Here is a 24,109-nt window from a genome sequence, read left to right as displayed (position 1 = left end):
AGCTGCTCTTCCTTATTTATCCCGGACAGCAGTGCGCGCAGACGGGGACCCAAGTTGCGTGCGCAGCGATGACGCATGCAGAAATTGGGTCCCCGCCTGCGCGGGGACGACGGTTCAAACGCTAACGCTGACGCTTAAGCGACCTTCGGCTGCTCGTTGCGCAGGCGGATGTGCAGTTCGCGCAGCTGCTTCTCGTCGACTTCCGACGGCGCGTTGGTCAGCAGGTCTTGCGCGCGCTGGGTCTTCGGGAAGGCGATCACGTCGCGGATCGACTCGGAGCCCGTCATCAGCGTGATCAGGCGGTCCAGGCCGAACGCCAGGCCGCCGTGCGGCGGGGCGCCGTACTGCAGGGCGTCGAGCAGGAAGCCGAACTTCAGCTGGGCTTCCTCGGCATCGATCTTCAGCGCGCGGAACACCTTGCTCTGGACTTCCTCGCGGTGGATACGGATCGAGCCGCCGCCCAGTTCCCAGCCGTTCAGGACCATGTCGTAGGCCTTGGCGACGCAGGCGCCCGGGTTCGTCTCGAGCATGTCTTCGTGGCCGTCCTTCGGCGCGGTAAACGGGTGGTGGGTCGCGTTCCAGCGATCGCCCTCTTCGTCGTACTCGAACATCGGGAAGTCGATGACCCACAGCGGTGCCCAGCGGTCTTCGAACAGGCCGGCCTTCTTGCCGAATTCCGAGTGGCCGATCTTCACGCGCAGCGCGCCGATGGCGTCGTTGACGACCTTGGCTTTATCGGCACCGAAGAAGATCAGGTCGCCGTCCTCGGCGCCCGTCAGTTCCAGCACTTGCGCCAGGATCTCGTCCGAGATGTTCTTGACGATCGGCGATTGCAGGCCGTCGCGGCCCTTGGCCTTCTCGTTGACCTTGATGTAGGCGAGGCCCTTGGCGCCGTAGATGGCGACGAACTGGGTGTAGGCGTCGATTTCCGAACGGGGCATCGAGCCGCCCTGCGGCACGCGCATGCCGACCACGCGGCCGTTCGGCATGTTGGCGGCGCTGTTGAAGACCTTGAATTCGACGGTCTTCATCAGCTCGGTCAGTTCGGTGAACTGCAGCTTGACGCGCATGTCCGGCTTGTCGGAACCGTAGGAGCCCATCGCGGTGGCGAAGTCCATCACCGGGAACGGGTTCGGCAGGTCGACGCCGGCGGCGTTCTTGAAGACGGTGCGCATCATGTCTTCGAACAGGTCGCGGATTTCCTGCTCGGTCAGGAACGAGGTCTCGCAGTCGATCTGGGTGAATTCCGGCTGGCGGTCGGCGCGCAGGTCTTCGTCGCGGAAGCACTTGGTGATCTGGTAGTAGCGGTCGAAGTTGGCGACCATCAGCAGCTGCTTGAACAGCTGCGGCGACTGCGGCAGCGCGAAGAAGTTGCCCGGGTTGACGCGCGACGGCACCAGGTAGTCGCGTGCGCCTTCCGGCGTCGACTTGGTCAGCATCGGGGTCTCGATGTCGATGAAGCCCAGGTTGTCCAGGTACTTGCGCACTTCCATCGACACCTTGTAGCGCAGGCGCAGGTTGTGCTGCATCTGCTGGCGGCGCAGGTCGAGCACGCGGTGCGTCAGGCGGGTGGTTTCGGACAGGTTGTCGTCGTCCAGCTGGAACGGCACCGGCACGGACGCGTTCAGCACTTCCAGTTGCGTGGTGTTGATCTCGATCTTGCCCGACTTCAGGTTGGCGTTGGCGGTGCCTTCCAGGCGGTTCACGACGGTGCCGGTGACGCGCAGGCAGTACTCGTTGCGCACGTGCTCGGCGGCCTTGAAGACCTCGGCGTTATCCGGATGGCAGACCACCTGCACGAGGCCTTCGCGGTCGCGCAGGTCGATGAAGATCACGCCGCCATGGTCGCGGCGGCGGTGCACCCAGCCGCACAGGCTGACGGTTTGGCCCAGCAGCTCTTCGGTCACGAGGCCGCAGTAATTGGTACGCATCGAGGACATAATTTTTTGGATCCTGGTTGGTTGATTCGGTGCCCTGCTCGTCGGCAGGCCTTGATTGTGTGCTGCCTTCTTTATGCTTGTTCGGTCGCGCCGGCGATGCGCGCCTGCGCTTCCGCCGGCGCATCGGCCGGATGAGCCGCGGGCGTCACCACGCCCATCGAGACGATGTACTTCAGCGCCGCGTCGACGCTCATGTCCAGCTCGACGACGCGGCTGCGTTCCATCATCAGGAAGAAGCCGGAGGTCGGGTTGGGGGTGGTCGGCACGTACACGCTGACGTAGTCGCCCACCAGGTGGTTCTTGACGTCGCCGCCCGGCACGCCGGTGAGGAAGGCGATCGTGTACGAGTTCTCGTGCGGGTACGGAATCAGCACGGCCTTGCGGAACGCATTGCCCGAGGACGAGAACAGCGTGTCCGACACCTGCTTGACGCTGCCGTAGATCGAATTGACGACCGGGATGCGGTGCAGCAGGCGCTCCCACATGCGCACGATCCACTTGCCGACCAGGTTGTTGGTCAAGAGGCCCGTCAGGAACACGATCGCCAGCGTGATCACGGCGCCCAGGCCCGGAATGTGCGTGCGCGGCTGCCACTCGCTCGGCACCAGCAGCAGCGACTGGTCCAGGGTGCCGATGACGAGGTTCAGCACCCACAGGGTGATCGCCAGGGGTACCAGGACCAGCAGGCCGGTGATGAAATATTTACGCATCGATGTGGTCGTCAATGCGCCGGCGTCGCGGCCGGCGCGTGGATATCAGGTACTGCCGCCGTCCTTCGACGGTGCCGCCGCCGCCGGAGCAGCTGGCGCGGCCGGCGTGCTCGACGCCGCGGCGTCGCCCGCGGGCGCGGCGGCGCCGGTCGACGGCGCCGTGCCGGTCGCCGGGGCCTGGCCGCCGCGGAAGTCCGTCACGTACCAGCCCGTGCCCTTCAGCTGGAAGCCGGCCGCGGTGACCTGCTTCTTGAACGAGGACTTGCCGCACGAGGGGCACACGGTCAGGACCGGGTCGGAAATCTTTTGCAGTACATCCTTGGCAAAACCGCATTCATCGCAGCGGTAAGCGTAAATCGGCATTCTGGGTACTCCGCAAAAATCATCAAAACCCTGAATTATAAAGCTTTTGCGGAGGATTTTGCCCCCCGCGGCCTTCCGATGGCCGGATGGACGTCCTTACAACTCGGCGGGAACTGATGCAATTTGGCAACAGTGTTGTTTTTCCTGCCCGTTATGGATGAGTTTCGTTTGCCGAACTTCAACTTAGCTGTTTAAATAGCACCCCTCAGCACCGTTCTCGCGCGGCTTGTCCGCCGGGGCGTTTGCAAGAAACAGAAGTTTGCGCGACCGGCTTGCCGGCGCCGCGAAGCCATAAAAGAACGACTTCAAATCGGGGCCCGCATTGCGGGCCTTTCTTTTTTGCGCCAGACCATCCAGCGCTCCTTGCCCGCGAACACCGGGATCGAATCCTCCACCGCCTCGTCCGCGATACAGTCGAACGCGGGCGCGAGCAAGGCATCCAGTTCCTCCCGTGCGATTCCGAACGGCGGCCCCTTCTCCACATCGTCGAAGAAAAAGTAGCCGGCCAGGAGCGCCCCCGGCGCCAGCAACGCTTCCCAGCGCCGCGCCACGTCGGGCCGGCGCACGCGCGGCAATGCGCACAGGAAGGCCTGTTCGTAGACGAGGTCGAGGGGTTGCGGTGGCGTCCAGGCGAAGAAATCCGCTTCGTGGACGCGTCCGGCCCACGGCCCCGCCAGCGCTTTTGCGCGCGCCACGGCGACGGCAGAAAAATCGATCGCCGTCGCTTCCCAGCCCGCCTCGCACATCAGCACCAGTTCGCGGGCGGAGCCGCAGCCGGGAATCAGCGTGCGCAGCGGGCGGGAGGCGCCGGCCACGAAGCGGCGCAAGGCCTGCGACGGCCCGCCCCGCTCCCACGGCGTGAAGGCTTTCTCGAAGCGCTCGTCCCAGAATTGCCGCGACAGCGGATCGCGGCTGGTGAAATCCGGAACCGGCGTGCCCGCCATCAGAGCACGCCGCTGCCGGCGATGTGCAGGCCGATGGCGACCACGGCGGCCGCGCCGGCCACGCAGGACAGGAACACCAGCAGGCGGTTGGTGCGGCGCTGCTCGATCAGCAGCGCGGCCATCAATTCTCCCTCGTCGGCGATCGGATGCGCCTTGCGCTCCAGCACGTGGTGCACGAGGCGCGGCAGTTGCGGGATCACCTTGGCATAGTGCGGCGCCTCGTTGCGCAGGCGCTCGACCAGGCCGCGCCAGCCCACCTGCTCGGCCATCCAGCGCTCCAGGTAGGGCTTGGCCGTCTTCCACAGGTCCAGGTCCGGGTCCAGCTGGCGGCCGAGACCCTCGATGTTCAGCATGGTCTTCTGCAGCAGCACCAGTTGCGGCTGCACCTCGACGTTGAAGCGGCGCGAGGTCTGGAACAGGCGCAGCAGCACCTGGCCGAACGAGATGTCCTTCAACGGACGGTCGAAGATCGGTTCGCAGGTGGCGCGCACCGCGGCTTCCAGCTCGTCCACGCGGGTGTCGCGCGGCGCCCAGCCGGACTCGATGTGGGCCTCGGCCACGCGCTTGTAGTCGCGCCGGAAGAAGGCCAGGAAGTTCTGCGACAGGTAATCCTTGTCGAAGTCGTTCAGCGTGCCGACGATGCCGAAGTCCAGCGCGATGTAGCGCCCGAAGGTCTCCGGCTCGACGGACACGAGGATGTTCCCCGGGTGCATGTCGGCATGGAAGAAACCGTCGCGGAACACCTGGGTGAAGAAGATCTCCACGCCGTCGCTCGACAGCTTTTTCATATCGACGCCGGCGGCCACCAGGCGGTCCGTCTGCGAGATCGGGATGCCCTTCATGCGCTCCATCGTGATCACGCTGCTGGAGCAGTAATCCCAGTACATTTCCGGGACCATCAGCAGCGAGGAGCCGGCGAAGTTGCGGCGCAGCTGGCTGGCCTGGGCCGCCTCGCGCATCAGGTCGAGTTCGTCGTGCAGGTACTTGTCGAATTCGGCCACGACTTCGCGCGGCTTCAGGCGGCGGCTGTCCGGCCACACCTTTTCGATCAGGCCGGCGGCCATCTGCATCAGCGCGAGATCCTCGTCGATCGTGCTCTTCATGCCCGGGCGCAGTACCTTGATCGCGACTTCCTTGCCGTTCTTGAGCGTGGCGAAGTGGACTTGCGCGATGGAGGCGGAGGCCACCGGCGTGCGCTCGAAGTGGGCGAACAACTGGTCCGGCGGCGCGCCGAGGGAGCGCGTGATCTGGGCCACGGCCAGTTCCGAATCGAAGGGCGGCACGCGGTCCTGCAGCAGCGACAGTTCGGCCACGATATCGGGCGGCATCAGGTCGGGACGGGTCGACAGCACCTGGCCGAACTTCACGAAGATCGGGCCCAGCTCTTCCAGCGCCAGGCGCAGGCGGATCGCGCGCGGCGAGGTGATGCGGCGCCAGAAGAAGATGCCGTTGATCAGGCGGGCGGTACGCGGGACGTGCAGGCCCGACATGGCGATTTCGTCGAGGCCGTAGCGGGTGGCAACCGTGAGGATTTTAAGCAGGCGCAGGAATTTCAGGATCATCAGTGTTCCGATTTCGGTTCCGGTAGTGCGGGCACGGCGGGAGGTGCGGAGGCGGCGCTGCGCTGCGCCGGCTTCTGGCCCAGTTGCTGCTCCAGCTTTTGCTCTAGTTTCGCGATGCGCTTGGCGCTGCGTTCGACGTCGTCGCGCAGGCGATTGATGCCGTCGGCGAAGTCGTGGATGGCGTCGGGACGCACCAGCACGCGCCGCTCTTCCAGCAGGAATTCGGCCACGTTCTCGGCCAGGCGCCGGCCCGCGGTGGCCGCTCCTTGCGCCGCACGCTGCGCGCCGCCGACCAGGCGCACGGCGCCGATCGGGCCGACGATGCGTTCGAGGTCGTGCTCGGCATCCCAGCGCAAGCCCTTGGACAGCTGCGAGATGGTATTCGCGAACTCGGCGTCGCCCTCGATGCGCACATAGGAAAACGCGCGGTCGCGGTTCTGCAGGATCAGCGGCAGGTCGCTCAGCTTGACGTGGATGGTCACGGCCGGCGCGTCCTCGGCGGTAGCCGCCTCGAGCATGCCGTCGCGCGCCACGCGCATGCGCAAGGCGACGGCGCCCGTGTCGATGCAAGCCGTCTTGCCCGCATGGCGTTTCAAGGCATCGCGCGCCCAGGCCTCCTGGGCCAGCAGGTGGTTGATCGTCGCCACGACCGGCGCGGACAAGCCGCCCCGGGGCAGCGCAAGAGAGGAAATCGGTGCCATCACGGTGTCATGTGCCCAAAAAAAAACCGCCCGTCGGAGCGGGCGGTTTGTCCGCCCAGCTTGGGCGGTGTCGATCTTACCAGTTCGCCGGGTGTCTCACCCCGGAGCACGGGTTATTTTCCTGCAAATGTTTTACGCGATCTGCTGGATGCCCGCCAATACCCAACCGCCGTTGCCATTGAGCGGCTTCGCCAGGTTCCACACCTCGACGTAGGGCTCGGCATTGCCGTTCGGCGCATTGCGGATCATGCCGTTGAACTGCACGCTGGCCAGGTAGTCGCGTTCGGTGGTCTCGATGCCCAGCAGCTGGGCGTCGATCGACACGACTTCCGTGAAGTCGGGCTGGCCGCCGCGTTCCTGGATCTGCAGTTGCAGTTCGGCGAACACTTCCGGCGACGTGAATTCGCGCAGGTCGTTCAGGTCGGCGCGGTCCCAGGCCGCCTGCATGCGGATGAACGATGCCTTGGCATGGCGCAGGAAGGACTCGGCATCGAAATCGGCCGGCACGCCCCATTGCTGGTGCTGGGCGGCGTTCTTGTCCAGCGACAGGCCGGCCTGGGTGCCGCCCATCGGGTAGCCCGGCTGGTTGTAGCCGCCCGAGTACGACGAGGGTTGATTCAAGCCGGAGCCGATTTCCGGCGTGGCGCTGGCATTGGCCGGCACCGGCTGGCTGAAATTACCCGGGTAGGTATTGTTGGCCGGTGTGTCCTTGCGGCGGAACATGCGCACGATGAACATCACGGCCAGCGCCAGCAGCACGATCATCAGGATCGAGGACAGCACGCTCGCCATGGCGCCGCCGATGCCCAGGTGCGAGAACAGTGCGCCCAGGCCCAGGCCCAGCAGCGCGCCGCCCAGGATGTTCTTCCACATGCTCGGACGCGGCTGCTGTACCGGCGGACGCGCGCCCGGGGCCGGCTGGACGGCCGGACGCTGGGCAGGCTGCTGGTAGGCCGGAGCAGGGGCGGGCGCCGGTGCCGGCGCGCGCATCTGGCGCACGGACTGCGACTGGCGGCCGAACGAACGGCCGCCGCCGACCGGGCGGGCGAAGGCTTCGGCGACCATCGAGAATGCGGTCACCGCGATCATCATGCTGGCCAAGAACTTTTTCATGGTCATCACCTTAGAGTTTGATACCGGTGTGTAAAGCGGCCACACCTGCCGTCAGGTTGTAATACTGGACCCGTTCCAGTCCCACGCTTTCCATCATCGACTTCAGCGTTTCCTGGTCGGGGTGCATGCGGATCGACTCGGCCAGGTAGCGATAGCTTTCCGCGTCGTTGGCGATACGCTGGCCCAGCCACGGCAGCACCGAGAACGAATACACATCGTACGGCTTCTGCAGCGGCGCGGCCACTTTCGAGAACTCCAGCACGAGCAGCTTGCCGCCCGGCTTGAGTACCCGGCGCATTTCCGCCAGTGCCTGGTCCTTGTGCGTCATGTTGCGCAGGCCAAAGGCCACGCTGACGCGATCGAAGTAATTGTCCGGGAACGGCAGCTTTTCCGCATCACACAATAAGGTGGGGGTCACCAGGCCTTTATTCAATAGACGGTCGCGGCCCACGCGCAGCATCGACTCGTTGATGTCCGTGAGCCACACCTCGCCGCTCGGTCCCGCCTGCTTGGCGAAGGCCTTGGACAGGTCGCCCGTGCCGCCGGCGATGTCGAGCACCTTGAAGCCGGGACGCACGCCCGCTTGGGCAATGGTGAAGGTCTTCCAGAGGCGGTGCAGGCCGCCGGACATCAGGTCGTTCATCACGTCGTACTTCGAGGCGACGGAATGGAAAACCTTGGCAACTTCGTGGACCTTCTCGTCCTCGGAGACGGTCTTGTAGCCGAAATGGGTGGTGTTGGTCATAGTAGCAAGCCGTAAAGTCTTGCCGCATTATACAAGCCAGGGGTGGCCCAGGCTTAAACCTGTCTTACCGTGTATCAAGTACCTCTGGCGCGGCGGTTTTTATTGTTGAGTATGCATCACGCGACACACCAAAAGATATCTGCGCACGATTGCAAATTCTGCATCACTTTTTCTCGGACTCTGCCTATAATGATTTTCGCTTGAGTAGAGTTCGACGCGCGGCAACAAGACCGTGCGCTACAGAAAAAGCGCTTTATTGTGAAAATTCTTGAGAGAGAGAAACATGGCGACTGGCACCGTAAAATGGTTCAACGACGCAAAGGGCTTCGGCTTCATCAAACCCGATGATGGTGGCGACGATCTGTTCGCACACTTTTCGGCAATCAACACTGCCGGCTTCAAGTCGCTGGCCGAAAACCAGCGCGTGAGCTTCGAAGTCACCGCAGGTCCGAAGGGCAAGCAGGCTGCCAACATCCAGCCGCAGTAATCCCTTCTTTCGGGGCCTTGCCCCTAGCCGGTTGGCCAGACCGGTTTCAATAAAAAAAGCGCCGCAGGTTTCTACGGCGCTTTTTTCATGTCCACTTCGCGGATGGCATCAATGGCAACCGCAGCTGCCGCTGCCGCAACCGCCGCCGCCCTTCTTCATGCCGGGCAGCTCCGGGATCGGGTCGCGGCCCGTGTCGTCCTTGAAGCCGGCGGCGTGCAGGCGGTCCATGTATTCGCCCCACAGGCGATCCTGCTGGCTGCCGAGGCGGTACAGGTATTCCCACGTGAAGATGCCGGACTCGTGGCCGTCGCTGAAGATCGGCTTGATGCCGTAGTTGCCGACCGGCTCGACGGCGTCGATGACGACGTTGCGCTTGCCCAGCTGCAGGACTTCCTGGCCGGGACCGTGGCCTTGCACTTCGGCCGAGGGGGAGTAGACGCGCAGCAATTCGATCGGCAGCACGAAGGCGGCGCCGTCGTCGAAGGCGATGTCGACGGTGCGGGATTTCTGGTGGACGGTGAATTCGGTGGGGATGGGCATGTGATGAGGTCCTGATCATGATTCGTCGTTCCCGCGCAGGCGGGAACCCATGCCGAGTGACTTCGGATACGGTCTATGGGTTCCCGCCTGCGCGGGAACGACGGTGTATTCGCGTATTCTACCGACTTGCGAACCGCCGCGTGATCGCAGCCTTCAATTCCGGCAGCAGCGTCTTGCGCGCTTGCAACACTTGCGCCTCCGTCTCGCGCACCGCCTGCGCCCACACGGGTGCCGGGAAGTGGGCATCGTCGGCATAGCGCGGGATCACGTGCCAGTGCAGGTGGGGCACGACGTTGCCCAGGCTTGCCACGTTGACTTTCAAGGGTTGCATCACCTCGCGCACGGCCAGCTCCAGCCGCCACACGGCGTCGTTCAGCAGCAGGCGGTCGTCGTCCGCCAGGTCGCTGACCTCGCGCACGTGGTCCTTCCAGATCACGCGCGCGAAGCCCGGATAATTGGCGTCGTCGACGAGGATCACGGCGAACTTGTCGTTCTCGAACACCGGAGCAACGGAAAGTTCGCACAGCTCGCAACCGGCTACCCTCGTCATACCAGCACCCGCTCGATGCCGCCGTTGTTGGCGTTGGCCACGTAGTTCGGCATCCAGTTCTCGCCCAGCAGGTGCCGCGCGATCTCGACGACGATGTAGTCGGCCGTGGTGCCCGCGTCGTCGTTGTAGCGCGACAGGCCCTGCAGGCAGGACGGGCAGCTCGTCAGGATCTTGACGTCGCCCTTGAAGCCGTCGGCGCGCAGTTTGTCCGCGCCCTTCTCCATCTCCTGCTCCTTGCGGAAGCGCACCTGGGTCGAGATGTCGGGACGCGACACGGCGAAGGTGCCGGACTCGCCGCAGCAGCGGTCGTTCTTCTCGATCTTGACGTTGTCCGCCGTCTGCACGAGCGCGTTCACCGTCTTCATCGAATCCTGCAGCTTCATCGGCGTGTGGCAGGGATCGTGGTACATGTAGCGCGTGCCGGTGACGCCTTCCAGCTTGACGCCCTTCTCGAGCAGGTACTCGTGGATGTCCATGATGCGGCAGCCCGGGAAGATCTTCTCGAACTCGTAGGTCGCCAATTGGTCGTAGCAGGTGCCGCAGGAGACGAGGACCGTCTTGATGTCGAGGTAGTTCAGCGTGTTGGCCATGCGGTGGAACAGCACGCGGTTATCCGTCATCATCTTGTCGGCCTTGTCGTACTGGCCCGCGCCGCGCTGCGGATAGCCGCAGCACAGGTAGCCCGGCGGCAGCACGGTCTGCACGCCCACTTCCCACAGCATCGCCTGCGTGGCCAGGCCCACCTGCGAGAACAGGCGCTCGGAGCCGCAGCCCGGGAAGTAGAACACGGCCTCGGTGTCGGCGTTCGTCACCTTGGGGTTGCGGATGATCGGGATGACCTTGTCGTCCTCGATGTCCAGCAGCGCGCGCGCCGTCTTCTTGGGCAAATTGCCCGGCATTTTCTTGTTGACGAAGTGGATCACCTGCTCGCGCACGGGCGCCTTGCCCGTCGTCGGCGGCGGCGCCTTGGTCTGTTCCTTGGCCACGGCCTTCAGGACGCTCGCGCCCAGGCGCTGGGCCTTGTAGCCCCAGTCGATCATCGCCTTGCGGGTCGCGTTGATCGTGGTCGGATCGGTCGCGTTCAGGAAGAACATGCCCGCACGCTGGGCCGGCTTGAAGCTGCGCTTGTCCATCTTGCGCAGCAGGTTACGCATGTTCATCGACACGTCGCCGAAGTCGATGTTCACCGGGCACGGCGTCACGCACTTGTGGCACACGGTGCAGTGGTCGGACACGTCCTCGAATTCCTCCCAGTGGCGGATCGACACGCCGCGGCGGGTCTGCTCTTCGTACAGGAAGGCTTCGATCAGGGCCGACGTGGCCAGGATCTTGTCGCGCGGCGAGTACAGCAGGTTCGATTGCGGCACGTGCGTCGTGCACACGGGCTTGCACTTGCCGCAGCGCAGGCAGTCCTTGATGCTGTTGGCGATCTCGCCGATGTCGCTCTGCTGCATGATCAGCGATTCGTGGCCCATCAGGCCGAAGGACGGCGTGTAGGCGTTGCGCAGGTCGGCGTAGGCGGTGGCGCTGTTGAGCAGCTTGCCCTTGTTGAAGCGGCCTTCCGGATCGACGCGCTGCTTGTAGTCGCGGAAGTCGCGAATCTCGTCGTCCGTCAGGAATTCCAGCTTCGTGATGCCGATGCCGTGCTCGCCCGAGATGACGCCGTCCAGCGAGCGCGCCAGCTTCATGATGCGCTCGACGGCCTTGTGCGCATCCTGCAGCATCGCGTAGTCGTCCGAGTTGACGGGCAGGTTCGTGTGCACGTTGCCGTCGCCCGCGTGCATGTGCAGGGCGACGAACACGCGCGAGCGCAGCACGCGCTTGTGGATCGCGCCCGCCTCGTCCAGGATCGGCTTGTAGGCCGCGCCATTGAAGATCTGGCGCAGCGGCGCGCGGATCTCGTTCTTCCACGAGACGCGCACCGTATGGTCCTGCACGACGTCGAAGAGGGTCGCTTGCGGCTGGCGCTGCAGGCGTTCCTCGAACGTGGCGGCGAGGCCGTCCAGGCCGAACTCGGCCAGCTTGCCGCGCACGTCGGCCAAAGGCTGGTCCAGGTTGGCCATGATCCAGCCCCAGCGCGCGGCCACGCGCGCCAGCAGCTCGTCGGCCTGCTGCGGACGGTCGCCCAGGATTTCCTCGCGCGACACGCCCTCGCCCGTCGCATCGTCGGCCTTGGTCACCTCGAGGTCGCCGGCCGCGAACCAGGCGTGCAGTTCCTCGACCAGCTGCAGCTTGTTCTTGATCGACAGCTCGACGTTGATGCGCTCGATGCCGTCCGTGTACTCGCCCATGCGGTTCAAGGGAATGACCACGTCCTCGTTGATCTTGAAGGCGTTGGTGTGGCGCGCGATGGCGGCGGTACGGGCGCGGTCGAGCCAGAACTTCTTGCGCGCTTCCGGGCTGACGGCGATGAAGCCCTCGCCCACGCGGGTGTTCGCCAGGCGCACGACTTCCGACGCGGCTTGCGCGACGGCATTCTCGTCGTCGCCGACGATGTCGCCGAACAGCGCCATCTTCGGCAGCACGCCGCGCTTGGACTTGGTCGCATAACCGACGGCGCGCAGGTAGCGCTCGTCCAGGTGTTCCAGACCCGCCAGGCGCAGGCTGGCGAATTCCGGCTTGCCGCTCTTGGGCAGGCTGTCCAGGTAATCCTTGATCTCGACGATCGACGGGATCGCGTCGCGCGCCTGGCCGAAGAATTCCAGCGCCACCGTGCGCGTGTACTTCGGCATCTTGTGCAGGATCCAGCGCGCCGACGTGATCAGGCCGTCGGTGCCTTCCTTCTGGATGCCCGGCAGGCCGGCCAGGAATTTGTCGGTAACGTCCTTGCCCAGGCCTTCCTTGCGGAAGCGGCGGCCCTCGATATTCAGGAACTCGGTGCGGAACGGCTCGCCCTTGGGGGCGCCTTTCGGCGACGGATGCGTCCATTCGAGCTTGAACGACGCGACGGGCGCATCGTGGATCTTGCCCAGGTTGTGGTCGACGCGGGTGACGTCGAGCCAGTCGCCGTTCGGGTCGACCATGCGCCAGGACGCGAGGTTGTCGAGCGCCGTACCCCACAGGACGGCCTTCTTGCCGCCCGCGTTCATCGCGATGTTCCCGCCGATGCAGGACGCGTGCGCCGAGGTCGGGTCGACGGCGAACACGAAACCGGCCTTCTCGGCCGCCTGCGACACGCGCTGGGTGACGACGCCGGCGCCCGTGTAGATGGTCGCGTAGTCGTGCGCCACGCCGGGCAGGCGGGTCATCTCGACCTCGCCCATGCCGATCAGCTTTTCGGTGTTGATCACGGCCGACATGGGCGACAGCGGAATCGCGCCGCCCGTGTAGCCGGTGCCGCCGCCGCGCGGGATGATCGTCAGCCCGAGTTCGATGCAGCCTTTCACGAGGCCGGCCATCTCGTCCTCGCTGTCCGGCAGCACGACGAGGAACGGGTATTCGACGCGCCAGTCGGTGGCGTCGGTCACGTGCGAGGTGCGGTGCATGCCGTCGAAGCGGATGTTGCGCTTGTCCGTGTACTGGCCCAGCACCTTCTGCGCGCGCTTGCGCAGGTCGTAGGTATCGCGGAACTCCTGGCCGAAGTCGTCGACGGCCTTGCGCGCCGCGGCCAGCAGCTTCTCGACGGCGCTGCTGCGCGCGGCCACCGTGGCCGCATCGCCGCCGTCGCCGGCATCGACCGTCAGGCGGCGCTTGTCGACTTCCGCCAGGCGGTGGTGCAGCGCCTCGATCAGCTTGGCGCGGCGCTTCGGATTGTCCAGCAGGTCATCCTGCAGATAGGGGTTGCGGCGCACGACCCAGATATCGCCCAGCACCTCGTACAGCATGCGCGCCGACCGCCCGGTCTGGCGCGCGCCGCGCAACTCGTCGAGCAGCGCCCACGACGACTCGCCCAGCAAGCGGATCACGATCTCGCGATCGGAAAACGACGTGTAGTTATAGGGGATCTCGCGCAGGCGGACCGGCGAATTTTCTTCGAGCAGGGTGTGGATATTGGCGGGGGCGTTCATGGAGATCGGCTGTCATGCGGACGCTGTCGGACAACCATTCTAGCTTATTGCGTTGCACCACGCTGGGGAGTCGGCAGTTTTTGCAACGGCTCTGAAGAAAAAAGAACGGAAAAACAGCCCGGCATGCAAATTTCCGTTGGTCAAGCAAAAGTTTTTTCAATGAAAAAATGGCTTGCTCAAGAATTGGGCATGTTATCCATGGCAAATGTTCACGCAACACGCCTCAACCGAACCACCGGCTCGTCGTATCCCCGATCCACTTCCACCACCCGTCCGGCACGTACAGCAACGTCGCCGTCATGAACACGTAGCGCCCGAACTTGCCGATGCACATGTACATGACGCTGGACCAGAACGGCAGGTGCAGCCAGCCGGCCAGCGTGCACAGTGGGTCGCCGATGCCCGGCACCCAGGACAGCAGCATGGTCTTGGAGCCGTAGCGCGCCAGCCAGTGGAACCAGCGCGACTTGCGTTCCTTGGCGAAGGCGACTTTCGCGCGGTAGCCGATCCAGTAGTCGACGGCGCCGCCCAGCGTGTTGCCGGCCGTGGCGACGAGGATGGCGGGCCAGAACATGGCCGGATTGGCCTTCACGACGGCGAACACGGCCGGTTCCGAGCCGAGCGGCACCAGCGTGGCCGAGACGAATGCGATGACGAAGACCGACGTCAGGCCCACGGCGGGCGCGGCAAGCAGTTTCAGCAGCCAGAGGACGGCGGATTCGATCATCGCAAGAGATTAGGGGCAATGGAATGGATGGGTCCATTATAATGAGGCGACCCCCATCGTCACGACACGGTAGGCCCCGGCCTTATCCCGGCCACGGCCGCCGCACTGCACACCTCGGTTATCCGCCAACAGGACAGTCCAGCGTCGCCCCGGAATCCAGTGTTACGTATCCGACCATGACTACCGACTACCTTAAAAAAATCCTGACCGCGCGCGTCTACGACGTGGCGGAAGAGACGCCGCTCGAATTCGCCCCGACCCTGTCCCAGCGCATGGGCAACCGGATCTACTTCAAGCGCGAAGACATGCAGAGCGTGTTCAGCTTCAAGCTGCGCGGCGCCTACAACAAGATGGCGAACCTGCCATCCGAACAACTCAAGCGCGGCGTCATTTGCGCCTCGGCCGGCAACCACGCCCAGGGCGTCGCGCTGTCCGCCAGCCGCCTCGGCTGCCGCGCGCTGGTCGTGATGCCGACCACCACGCCGCCCGTCAAGATCGATGCCGTCAAGGCGCGCGGCGGCAACAACGTCGAGGTGGTGCTGCACGGCGACTCCTACACGGACGCGTACAACCATGCGCTGACGCTGGAGCGCGAACAGAAGCTCACCTTCGTGCACCCGTTCGACGATCCGGACGTGATCGCCGGCCAAGGCACGATCGGCATGGAGATCCTGCGCCAGCATTCCGGCCCCATCCACGCCATCTTCGTGGCCATCGGCGGCGGCGGCCTCGTGTCCGGCATCGGCGCCTACGTGAAGGCGGTGCGGCCGGACATCAGGATCATCGGCGTGCAGACGATCGATTCCGATGCGATGGCGAAAAGCCTGAAGGCCGGCGAGCGCGTGACGCTGCCCGACGTCGGCCTGTTCTCGGACGGCACCGCCGTGCGCCTCGTGGGCGAGGAAACCTTCCGCCTGGCCAAGGAAGTCGTCGACGAGATCATCATCGTCGATACCGATGCGATCTGCGCCGCGATCCAGGACGTGTTCCAGGATACCCGCAGCATCCTGGAACCGGCCGGCGCGCTGGCCGTGGCCGGCGCCAAGGCCTACGTCGAGCGTTCGCAGATGGCGCGCCAGCCCGTCAAGGCCGAGACGCTGGTGGCGGTGGCTTGCGGCGCCAACATGAACTTCGACCGCCTGCGCTTCGTGGCCGAGCGGGCCGAGGTGGGCGAGGCGCGCGAAGCCGTGTTCGCCGTGACGATTCCCGAGCAGCGCGGCAGTTTCAAGCGCTTCTGCAGCCTCGTCGGGCCGCGCAACGTGACGGAATTCATCTACCGCATCAGCGACGAACGCGAAGCCCACGTCTTCGTGGGCGTCCAGATCGGCAACCGCAGCGAGTCAAGCACCGTCGCGCGCACCTTCGAGGAACACGGTTTCCGTACGCTCGACCTGACGCATGACGAGCTGGCCAAGCAGCACGTGCGCCACCTCGTCGGCGGCAAGAGCCCGCTGGCCAACGACGAATTGCTGTACCGCTTCGAGTTCCCGGAGCGCCCGGGTGCGCTGATGCGCTTCCTGGACAGCATGGCGCCGAACTGGAACATCTCCCTGTTCCATTACCGCAACCAGGGCGGCGACGTCGGCCGCATCCTCGTCGGCCTGCAGGTGCCGAACGGCGAGATGGACGAGTTCCGGCAATTCCTGGCCACGCTCGGCTACCGCCATTGGGACGAGAGCGCCAATCCGGTGTACAAGCTGTTCCTGTGATGGCGCGTTGATGCAGGTATTCGGTGGGCATGCAGTGCCCACCCTACGTATTGTCGCGTCGACGCATGCATGCCCAGCGTCATGGCGAACTCGAGCCACAGGAAATGGCGGAAAGGTGTACGATACGCCGCTTTGCCGCCGCCGGAACGGCATCGGAACACGCCGGCACCTCGAGATGACACCATGACCAATACTCCCGATCAATCGCCCCTCGGTAAGACTTCGGCCTACCAGACCCAGTACGCCCCCGAGCTGCTGTTCCCGATTCCGCGCCAGCAAAAGCGCGACGAGCTCGGCCTGTCCGGCACGCTGCCCTTCTTCGGCGTCGACATCTGGAATGCCTACGAACTGTCGTGGCTGAACATGCGCGGCAAGCCGCAGGTGGCGATCGCGACGATCACGGCGCCGGCCGATTCGCCGAACATCGTCGAATCGAAATCGTTCAAGCTGTACCTGAATTCCTTCAACCAGACCCGCCTGGCGAACAGCGACGCCCTGGTCGAATTGCTGCGCGAAGACCTGTCGAATGCTTTCGGTGCCCCCGTGCACGTGGCGATCACGCTGCCGGAAGACTTCGGCAAGCTCAAGATGGGCGAGCTGGACGGCCTGCTGCTGGACCGCCTGGACATCGAGGTCGACAGCTACAGCCCGGCACCCGAACTGCTCAAGGCCAATCACGAGGAAGCGGCCGTCGAGGAAACCTTCGTGTCGCACCTGCTCAAGTCGAACTGCCTCGTCACCGGCCAGCCGGACTGGGCCAGCGTGCAGATCCACTATGCCGGCCCGCAGATCGACCAGGAAAGCCTGCTGCGCTACCTGATCGGCTTCCGCGAACACAACGAATTTCACGAGCAATGTGTCGAGCGCATCTTTACCGACATCCTGCGTCACTGCAAACCGAGCAAGCTCGCCGTGTATGCACGTTATACGCGCCGCGGCGGCCTCGACATCAATCCCTGGCGCGCCAACTTCAGTACCGGCAAGCCACTGAATCTGCGCACGGCACGTCAATAAATGCGCCCGGATGGGTGATTTTCCGTCAACGGCCCCCATCTAGTGTCCGTTTCGAGCGACAGCGCATCGACTGACGCCTCCATGCTCGAAACGACAAGATTCCGCTAGAAAGAGCGAAAAAACCGGCCCCGGGCGAACATATCGTGCTTCGAACTCGGGATTTCATAACGGAAATTGCGCACCCGCGAACGTCGTTGCCCCGCCACTGGTCCACCGGTTCCCGGCAGGGAGCAGACAGGGGGCGAATCGGGCGCAAAATCGAATGTCACGGCCATGAAACAGGCCTATAATTCCCGCTCGCAAGCACCGCGGTGCGCCGCAACAGAAGCGTGTCATGACTAATCTAAGCAAAATCCTCTCGCTCGAGAACGTTCAGCTCGACCTGGAAGTCTCGAGCAAGAAGCGCGCCTTTGAACAGGCCGGCCTGATCTTCGAAAACAACTGCGGCATCGCCCGCTCGACCGTCTCGGACAACCTGTTCGCGCGCGAGCGACTCGGTTCCACCGGCCTCGGCCACGGCGTCGCCGTGCCGCACGGCCGCATCAAGGGCAGCAAGAGCCTCAAGTCGCCGCTGGCCGCCTTCGTGCGCCTGGTCGAGCCGATCCCGTTCGAGTCGCCCGACGGCCAGCCCGTGAAGCTGCTGTTCTTCCTCCTGATCCCGGACCACGTGACCCAGCAGCACCTGGAAATCCTGTCCGAGATCGCCGAACTGTTCTCGGACGAAGCCGTGCGCACCGCGCTGGCCACCGATCCGGATCCGAAATCGGTCCACGAGCGCATCATCAACTGGCAACCCAGCCTGCAGGCGCTGGGCTGAGGCAAAGACGTCCATGCTGCAGACACCGCTGACCATCCAGAGGCTGTACGACGACAATCGCGATACCCTGCAGCTCGGCTGGTTCGCGGGCTTTCCCGGCGGCGAGCGCCTGATCTCGGGCGACGCCGTCTCGGCCGCCGACCAGGTGGGCCACCTGAACCTGATCCACCCGGGCCGCATCCAGGTGTTCGGGCACCAGGAACTGAACTATTACCAGCGCCTGAAATCGGGCTCGCGCAGCCACGTGATCGGCGAATTGATCGCGGGCGAGCCGCCGGCACTGATCATCGCCCAAGGGCTCGATACGCCGCCCGACATCCTCGCCATCTGCGACGAAAAGAACATCCCCTTGTTCTCGACCCCGTTGCCGGCCGCCCAGGTGATCGACTTCCTGCGGGTCTACCTGTCGAAGAAACTGGCGCAGCGCGTGATCATGCATGGCGTGTTCATGGACGTGCTGGGCGTGGGCGTGCTGATCACGGGCGACTCGGGCCTGGGCAAGAGCGAACTGGGCCTGGAACTGATCTCGCGCTCGCACGGCCTGGTGGCCGACGACGCCGTCGAGTTCTCGCGCATCGCCCCGAACATGATCGAGGGCCGCTGCCCGCCGCTGCTGCAGAACCTGCTGGAAGTGCGCGGCCTGGGCCTGCTGGACATCAAGGCGATCTTCGGCGAGACGGCCGTGCGGCGCAAGATGCGCCTCAAGCTGATCGTGCACCTGGTCAAGCGCGGCGCGCTGGACGAGGAAGTCGAGCGCCTGCCCTTCCACTTTCCGACAGAGGACGTGCTGGGCCTGCCGATCCGCAAGGTCGTGATTCCCGTCGCGGCCGGCCGCAACATCGCGGTGCTGCTGGAGGCAGCCGTGCGCAACACGATCCTGCAGCTGCGAGGCATCGATACGCTGCAGGAATTCATGGAGCGTCAACGGCAGGCGATGAGCAGCGACTGAGTTTGCGTTTGCTTGGGTCCCTGCTTTCGCAGGGACGACGAGCCGGCGCCAACCTTTGCAACGTCGTCCTGCGCAGGCAGGGACCCGATTTAGCGTCCGAAGCAGCAACCGCAGCGTTCACCGATGCTATCATCCCCCCATGCGCATCCTACTCATCACCGGTATCTCGGGCTCGGGTAAATCCGTCGCCCTCAACGTCCTCGAGGACGCAGGTTATTATTGCGTCGACAACCTCCCGCCGGCCCTGCTGCCGCACCTCGTCAAGACCATCGACGGCGACGACGACAACAAGGTCGCCGTCGCCGTCGATGCGCGCAGCGCGCGCTCGCTGACGGAGCTGCCGACCACGGTCGCCCAGCTGCGCGCCGATGGGCACCACGTCAAGGTGATCTTCCTGACGTCCAGCACGCATTCGCTGGTGGCCCGCTTCTCGGAAACGCGGCGCAGCCATCCGCTGTCGCACGAGCTGCGCCCGGGCGAGAACCCGGCTTCGCGCCGTACGCTGATCGAATGCATCCTGGAAGAGCGCGAGCGCCTGCTGCCCATCGAGAAGCTGGGCCATGTGATCGACACCTCGGAACTGTCGGCCAACAAGCTGCGCGCCTGGGTCAAGGAGCTGGCCGAGGTCGAGTATGCGCCGCTGACGCTGTTCTTCGAATCGTTCGCGTTCAAGCACGGCGTGCCGCTCGACGCCGACTTCGTGTTCGACGTGCGCGCCGTGCCGAACCCGTATTACGACCTGACGCTGCGTCCGCTCACGGGCAAGGACGCACCCGTGATCGCCTTCCTCGAGGCGCAGCCGCAGGCGACGGAACTGCTGTCCGACATCCGCGCCTTCATCGCCAAGTGGCTGCCCTCGTTCAAGAAGGACAACCGCAGCTACCTGACGGTGGCCGTCGGCTGCACGGGCGGCCAGCACCGTTCGGTGTACATGGCGGAACGCCTGGGCGCCTATTTCGCCGACACCGAACGGGTCGTCGTGCGGCACCGCGAACAGCCGTAGGGGTCAGCGCNCCGTTCGGTGTACATGGCGGAACGCCTGGGCGCCTATTTCGCCGACACCGAACGGGTCGTCGTGCGGCACCGCGAACAGCCGTAGGGGTCAGCGCAGGGGTCAGAGCCCGGTGTTGCTTTTCAAGGGGCTCTGACCCCGGTGTTCCGAGTAGCCGCAAGCGCTCAAAAGAACTCATCCAGCAGCCGATAAAACCCGCACTTCGCGTCATCCATCTCCGCGCCATACGCGCGCAGGAACGGCGCCACCCACTCGTCGCCCCATTCTTCCGCGATATCGCGCGTGGCCAGCGCCAGGTCCTGCCAGCGGTCCGCCACGCCCAGGCGTCCGCAATCGATCCAGCTGCTGCGCACGCCCGCGGCGTAGACGACCAGGTTCGGCAGGCAGGCGTCGCCATGCCCCACGACGAGGTCTTCGCTTGCCGGCGCCCGCGCCTGCAGGCGCGCGAACAACGCCGCCGGCGCCAAGCCGCGGTGCGCGTCGTCGAGGTCGTCCTCGTCCACCAGTCCCGCCTCCATGCGCGCACGTGCGCGTTCGATGCGGCGCGCGGCCCGGTGGTCGAACGGGCAGGATGACGGATCGAGCGCGTGCAATGCACACAATGCCGCGGCCAGCAGCCGCACGCCATCGGCGGGCTCGACGCCGGACGCCAGCAGGTCGCGGCCCGGCACGGCCTCCAGCAGCAGCCAGTCGCGGCCATCGTCCTGCACGATCTCGACGACGGACGCGCACGGAATGCCGGCGCCGGCGAGCCAGCGCAGCCGCGCCGCCTCGTCGCGCAACTCGGCCAGCGGCCCCGCTGCTTCCGTCTTGGCGAACAGCGCCGGACGGCCGCCGGCCTCCAAGCGGAACACATCGGCATCCGAGCAGCCGACGTCCTCGTCCACGCTGCGATAGCCATCCAGGCGGGTCTGCCAGACAGAAGGAAAGCGAGGCGGCATGAGGGCTCCAGGCTTGAAGAATCAGAGATGGCGCAGCGGATGCGCGTAGTCCGGCCACACGGGCTCGAAGAAGCGCGCGACCATCGCTGGCGTCACGTCGTCCAGCGTCGACGGATTCCAATGCGGGTTGTTGTCCTTGTCGATCACGAGCGCGCGCACGCCTTCCAGCACTTCGCCGTGCTCGAAATTGCGGCGCACCAGCGCGCGTTCCATGCGCAGGCAATCGGCCACGTCCAGCGACGCGGCGCGCTCCAGCATCTCGCGCGTCACGCACATCATCAAGGGCGAACGCTGGCGCAACAACGACAAGGCCTTCTGCGCGAACGGATCCGCATCGCCCGCGAGCGCGGCCATCACGCCGGCCACCGAGGGCGCACCGAAATGCGCATCGATGCGGTCGCGCTGCGCCTGCAGTTCGCTGGCGCCGGCCTGCGTCATGAACGGCGCGGCGAAGACGCGGATGGCGTCGGCCAGCGCCGCGCCCGGCGTGGCGTCGACGAGCGCGTGCAGGTCGCCCATGCGCTCGCCCGGCACGAACAGGTCGGCCAGGCCCAGGTAGAGGGCATCGGCCGCGCCGACGGTGGCGCCGGTGAGAGCGAGGTAGTGGCCCAGGCGGCCCGGCGCGTGCGACAGGAAGTGGCTGCCGCCCACGTCCGGGAACAGGCCGATGTTCACCTCGGGCATGGCCATCTTCGTCCGTTCCGTCACGATGCGCAGGCCGCAGCCGGGACCGCCCTGGGCGATGCCCATGCCGCCGCCCATCACGACGCCGTCCATCAGCGCGATATAGGGCTTCGGATAGAAGTGGATCAGGTGGTTGAGCGCGTATTCCTCGGTGAAGAAATCCTCGAGCAGCGCGCTGCCGCCCATCGGCGTCGCGCGGCCGACCTCGTGGAAGAAACGGATGTCGCCGCCGGCGCACAATGCCTTCTCGCTGCTGCTGCGGATGACGACGGCGTGGATGGATGCATCGTCGCGCCAGGCCTGCAGGGCCTGCGCCAGCGCGCGCACCATGTCGAGCGACAGCGAGTTCAAGGCTTTGGGGCGGTCCAGCGTGATGATGCCGGTGCCGTTGGCGACGCGGGTCAGTACGTATTCGGTCATGTGTCTCGTTATTCGAATAATCAGACCCTTATTCTAGCGGTAGGGTGGACGGCTTGCCGTCCACGCGGTGATGGTTGGCGGCTTCGTCACCGGGCACGACGTCGGAGACGTTACGTATCGCCGCTACCAGCACCGCGACAGGCATGCGCCCGTAAAAGCAAAAAGGGCGCCGATGCGCCCTTTGTTCACGTTGCCGCTATGGCATCAAGCCGTGGCCGGCTCGGCTTCTCCGCCCGCATCGGGCAGGCGTTTCGGTGACGTGTGCGTGAAGTCCTGCATCATCTCCTTGTACTTCATGACCTGGCGGTCGAGCCGGTCCATCAACATGTCGATCGCGGCATACAGGTCGTGCGCGGCGCTGGCGACATGGAGGATCTTGCCGGCGACGCGCAAGTTGATCTCCGCCTTCTGGCGTTTGGCCTTCTCGGTGAGGTTGTCGATGCAGAGGATGACGTGGGTATCGATCACTTGATCGAAATGGCGGGTAATGCGTTCGAGCTTGTTCTGTACGTACTCTCGGATGGCCGGGGTAACATCGAGGTGATGTCCGCTGATGGTGAGATTCATACACACTCCTTTGAAGAGGCGCTGCCACAACCACGCGCGCATCCGCGCTTCATGCGCAGGTGGCAACGTTTTGACACGAACTAGCTGCAAGGACTCGTCGACAACGACGACAAGTACTTGCTACAAGGATTTGCGGAGGCTGACGGGCGGGATCTTCAAGGCTTCGCGGTACTTGGCGACGGTGCGCCGCGCAATGACCATTCCCTGCTCCCCCAACATGTCCGCGATCTTGCTGTCGGATAAAGGGTTCTTGGGGTCTTCTGCTCCTGTGAGTTGCACGATGAGAGCCCGGATCGCCGTCGAGGATGCTTCTCCTCCCGCCTCGGTGGCAACGTGACTCCCGAAGAAATACTTCAACTCGAACATGCCGTGCGGGGTCAGCATGTATTTCTGAGTTGTGACTCGAGAAATTGTGCTCTCGTGTAGACCTAGTGTATCAGCTATCTCGCGCAAAACAAGGGGCCGCATGGCAACGGCGCCATGGGAGAAAAAATTGCGCTGGCGCTCGACAATGGCCTGGGCCACGCGCAGGATCGTGTCGAAGCGCTGGCGCATGTTCTTGATGAGCCACTTCGCTTCCTGCAGCTGCGCATTCAGCTGGGTCTCGGACTTGCCGCCCTTGAGGGCCTGCGCGTACAGGCTGTTCACGCGCAGGCGCGGCATGACCTCGGGATTGAGCTGCACGCTCCAGCCATCCTTGGCGCGGCGCACGATCACGTCGGGCACGACGAAGTCGGACACGTCCGATGCGAACGCGGCGCCCGGATGCGGGTTGCACTGGCGGATCACGCCCTGCGCCTCGCGCAGGTCTTCGTCGTCGCAGTCGAGCGCCTTCTTGAGCTTGTTGAATTCGCGCTGGGCGAACCAGGTCAGGTATTTCTCGACGATGGTCAGCGCCATGCGGCGCGTCACCAGGGGCACGTTCGGCATGCGCCGGATCTGCAGCGCCAGGCACTCGGCCGCGCTGCGCGCGCCCACGCCGGCCGGCTCCAGGCTCTGCACGAGGGCGAGCGCCGTGCGCAGCTCGTCGAAGTCGATCTCCAGTTCTTCCGGCAGGCGCGCGTGGATATCGTCCAGCGATTCTTCCAGGTAGCCGTTGTCGTCCAGCGCATCGACCACCAGTTCGACCAGCGCACAGTCGCGCGGCGCGCAGCACGACAGGCGCACCTGTTCCATCAGGTGCTCGCGCAGTGTGACGGGGCTGGCTTCCAGCTGCGGGCGGCCGTCCTCGTCGTCGGCGTTGCTGCTGTTGCTGCTGCCACGGCCCTCGCCCCAGTCGGCATCGCCGTCGCCGCCATGCGCATCGTCGCTGCCGCCGCCTTCGCCTTCATTTTCGCTGCTCGCGGCCTTGCCGTCCTCGCCGCTCGCCTGCTGCGCGGGCGCCTCGGCCGGCGCCGGCGCGCTGTTGATGGCGCCGTCGGCCAGCAGGCGCACGGAACGGTCGAGCGGATCGTCGAGCCGTTCCAGCAGCGGATTGTCGCTCAGGACCTGCTCGATCTCCTGGTGCAGCTCCAGCGTGGACAGCTGCAGCAGGCGGATCGATTGCTGCAGCTGCGGCGTGAGCGCAAGGTGCTGTGAAGTCTTGAGTTGCAGCGTCTGTTTCATAC

22 protein-coding genes are annotated in these 24,109 nt (G+C 65.0%); 6 read left to right on the top strand and 16 right to left on the bottom strand.

Annotated features, from left to right (window positions below; genetic code table 11):
* Positions 1-134: 134 nt before the first annotated feature.
* From aspS to ubiE, 8 genes are all read right to left on the bottom strand, one after another.
* The gene (gene aspS / locus QPK32_RS24780) at positions 135-1,940 is read right to left on the bottom strand and encodes an aspartate--tRNA ligase (RefSeq protein WP_290415456.1); all 1,806 of its coding nucleotides are present in this window, start codon (positions 1,938-1,940) and stop codon (positions 135-137) included.
* Positions 1,941-2,011: 71 nt separating this feature from the next.
* Entirely contained in the window at positions 2,012-2,650 is a 639-nt protein-coding gene (locus QPK32_RS24775; RefSeq protein WP_290415455.1) for a DUF502 domain-containing protein, read from the bottom strand.
* Between the two features lie 45 nt (positions 2,651-2,695).
* Positions 2,696-3,013, bottom strand: coding sequence for an FmdB family zinc ribbon protein (locus QPK32_RS24770; protein WP_290415454.1), 318 nt, complete (start codon positions 3,011-3,013; stop codon positions 2,696-2,698).
* 305 nt (positions 3,014-3,318) lie between these two features.
* On the bottom strand, positions 3,319-3,957 hold the full coding sequence (locus QPK32_RS24765; protein ID WP_290415453.1) for a methyltransferase domain-containing protein: 639 nt from the start codon (positions 3,955-3,957) through the stop codon (positions 3,319-3,321).
* Positions 3,957-5,519, bottom strand: coding sequence for a ubiquinone biosynthesis regulatory protein kinase UbiB (ubiB, locus tag QPK32_RS24760; protein WP_290415452.1), 1,563 nt, complete (start codon positions 5,517-5,519; stop codon positions 3,957-3,959). The genes QPK32_RS24765 and ubiB overlap by 1 nt, the downstream gene beginning before the upstream one ends.
* The gene (locus QPK32_RS24755; RefSeq protein WP_290415451.1) at positions 5,519-6,220 is read right to left on the bottom strand and encodes an SCP2 domain-containing protein; all 702 of its coding nucleotides are present in this window, start codon (positions 6,218-6,220) and stop codon (positions 5,519-5,521) included. The genes ubiB and QPK32_RS24755 overlap by 1 nt, the downstream gene beginning before the upstream one ends.
* Positions 6,221-6,352: 132 nt before the next feature.
* A complete protein-coding gene (locus tag QPK32_RS24750; RefSeq protein ID WP_290415450.1) occupies positions 6,353-7,333 on the bottom strand; it encodes a Tim44 domain-containing protein in 981 nt (326 codons plus the stop codon).
* A gap of 10 nt (positions 7,334-7,343) precedes the next feature.
* The gene (ubiE, locus tag QPK32_RS24745; RefSeq protein ID WP_290415449.1) at positions 7,344-8,078 is read right to left on the bottom strand and encodes a bifunctional demethylmenaquinone methyltransferase/2-methoxy-6-polyprenyl-1,4-benzoquinol methylase UbiE; all 735 of its coding nucleotides are present in this window, start codon (positions 8,076-8,078) and stop codon (positions 7,344-7,346) included.
* A gap of 283 nt (positions 8,079-8,361) precedes the next feature.
* Between ubiE and QPK32_RS24740 the strand changes: the two genes are divergently transcribed.
* Positions 8,362-8,565, top strand: a complete 204-nt coding sequence (locus QPK32_RS24740; protein ID WP_290415448.1) for a cold-shock protein — start codon at positions 8,362-8,364, stop codon at positions 8,563-8,565.
* Positions 8,566-8,673: 108 nt separating this feature from the next.
* Here the strand turns inward: QPK32_RS24740 and QPK32_RS24735 are convergent, their stop codons facing one another.
* The 4 genes from QPK32_RS24735 to QPK32_RS24720 form a co-directional block, all read right to left on the bottom strand.
* Positions 8,674-9,105 carry a DUF971 domain-containing protein gene (locus QPK32_RS24735; RefSeq protein ID WP_290415447.1) on the bottom strand — a complete coding sequence of 144 codons (432 nt, stop codon included), beginning with the start codon at positions 9,103-9,105 and terminating at the stop codon, positions 8,674-8,676.
* Between the two features lie 118 nt (positions 9,106-9,223).
* Positions 9,224-9,655, bottom strand: coding sequence for an HIT family protein (locus tag QPK32_RS24730; RefSeq protein ID WP_290415446.1), 432 nt, complete (start codon positions 9,653-9,655; stop codon positions 9,224-9,226).
* Positions 9,652-13,662 (bottom strand): FAD/FMN-binding oxidoreductase, encoded by a 4,011-nt coding sequence (locus QPK32_RS24725; RefSeq protein ID WP_290415445.1) that lies wholly within the window; start codon positions 13,660-13,662, stop codon positions 9,652-9,654. The genes QPK32_RS24730 and QPK32_RS24725 overlap by 4 nt, the downstream gene beginning before the upstream one ends.
* A 223-nt stretch (positions 13,663-13,885) precedes the next feature.
* Positions 13,886-14,389 (bottom strand): YqaA family protein, encoded by a 504-nt coding sequence (locus QPK32_RS24720; protein ID WP_290415444.1) that lies wholly within the window; start codon positions 14,387-14,389, stop codon positions 13,886-13,888.
* A gap of 23 nt (positions 14,390-14,412) precedes the next feature.
* On the opposite strand from QPK32_RS24720, the gene ilvA reads away from it, so the two are divergent.
* The 5 genes from ilvA to rapZ all read left to right on the top strand — a co-directional run bounded on the left by ilvA (position 14,413) and on the right by rapZ (position 19,881).
* Positions 14,413-16,098 (top strand): threonine ammonia-lyase, biosynthetic, encoded by a 1,686-nt coding sequence (gene ilvA, locus QPK32_RS24715; RefSeq protein WP_308632676.1) that lies wholly within the window; start codon positions 14,413-14,415, stop codon positions 16,096-16,098.
* A 183-nt stretch (positions 16,099-16,281) separates the two neighbouring features.
* On the top strand, positions 16,282-17,112 hold the full coding sequence (gene queF / locus QPK32_RS24710; RefSeq protein WP_290415442.1) for an NADPH-dependent 7-cyano-7-deazaguanine reductase QueF: 831 nt from the start codon (positions 16,282-16,284) through the stop codon (positions 17,110-17,112).
* A gap of 334 nt (positions 17,113-17,446) precedes the next feature.
* Positions 17,447-17,929: a PTS sugar transporter subunit IIA gene (locus tag QPK32_RS24705; protein WP_290415441.1), complete on the top strand. Its 483-nt coding sequence runs from the start codon at positions 17,447-17,449 to the stop codon at positions 17,927-17,929.
* A gap of 13 nt (positions 17,930-17,942) precedes the next feature.
* Complete coding sequence (gene hprK / locus QPK32_RS24700) at positions 17,943-18,878, top strand: HPr(Ser) kinase/phosphatase (protein ID WP_290415440.1); 936 nt, start codon at positions 17,943-17,945, stop codon at positions 18,876-18,878.
* A gap of 139 nt (positions 18,879-19,017) precedes the next feature.
* The gene (gene rapZ, locus QPK32_RS24695; protein ID WP_290415439.1) at positions 19,018-19,881 is read left to right on the top strand and encodes an RNase adapter RapZ; all 864 of its coding nucleotides are present in this window, start codon (positions 19,018-19,020) and stop codon (positions 19,879-19,881) included.
* A gap of 173 nt (positions 19,882-20,054) precedes the next feature.
* On the opposite strand, the gene QPK32_RS24690 is transcribed toward rapZ, so the two are convergent.
* The 4 genes from QPK32_RS24690 to QPK32_RS24675 form a co-directional block, all read right to left on the bottom strand.
* On the bottom strand, positions 20,055-20,831 hold the full coding sequence (locus QPK32_RS24690) for an APH(3') family aminoglycoside O-phosphotransferase (protein WP_290415438.1): 777 nt from the start codon (positions 20,829-20,831) through the stop codon (positions 20,055-20,057).
* Between the two features lie 21 nt (positions 20,832-20,852).
* Complete coding sequence (locus QPK32_RS24685) at positions 20,853-21,935, bottom strand: enoyl-CoA hydratase/isomerase family protein (protein ID WP_290415437.1); 1,083 nt, start codon at positions 21,933-21,935, stop codon at positions 20,853-20,855.
* Between the two features lie 204 nt (positions 21,936-22,139).
* A complete protein-coding gene (gene hpf, locus QPK32_RS24680) occupies positions 22,140-22,502 on the bottom strand; it encodes a ribosome hibernation-promoting factor, HPF/YfiA family (RefSeq protein WP_290415436.1) in 363 nt (120 codons plus the stop codon).
* A 120-nt stretch (positions 22,503-22,622) separates the two neighbouring features.
* Positions 22,623-24,107 (bottom strand): RNA polymerase factor sigma-54, encoded by a 1,485-nt coding sequence (locus tag QPK32_RS24675; RefSeq protein WP_290415435.1) that lies wholly within the window; start codon positions 24,105-24,107, stop codon positions 22,623-22,625.
* Positions 24,108-24,109 lie beyond the last annotated feature (2 nt).

The organism is Massilia sp. YIM B02763, from assembly GCF_030412015.1.
In the GTDB taxonomy this organism is placed as follows: Bacteria; Pseudomonadota; Gammaproteobacteria; order Burkholderiales; family Burkholderiaceae_D; genus Telluria.
Note: the sequence above shows the minus strand (reverse complement) of the source record. Positions and strands in the feature narration are given on the sequence as shown.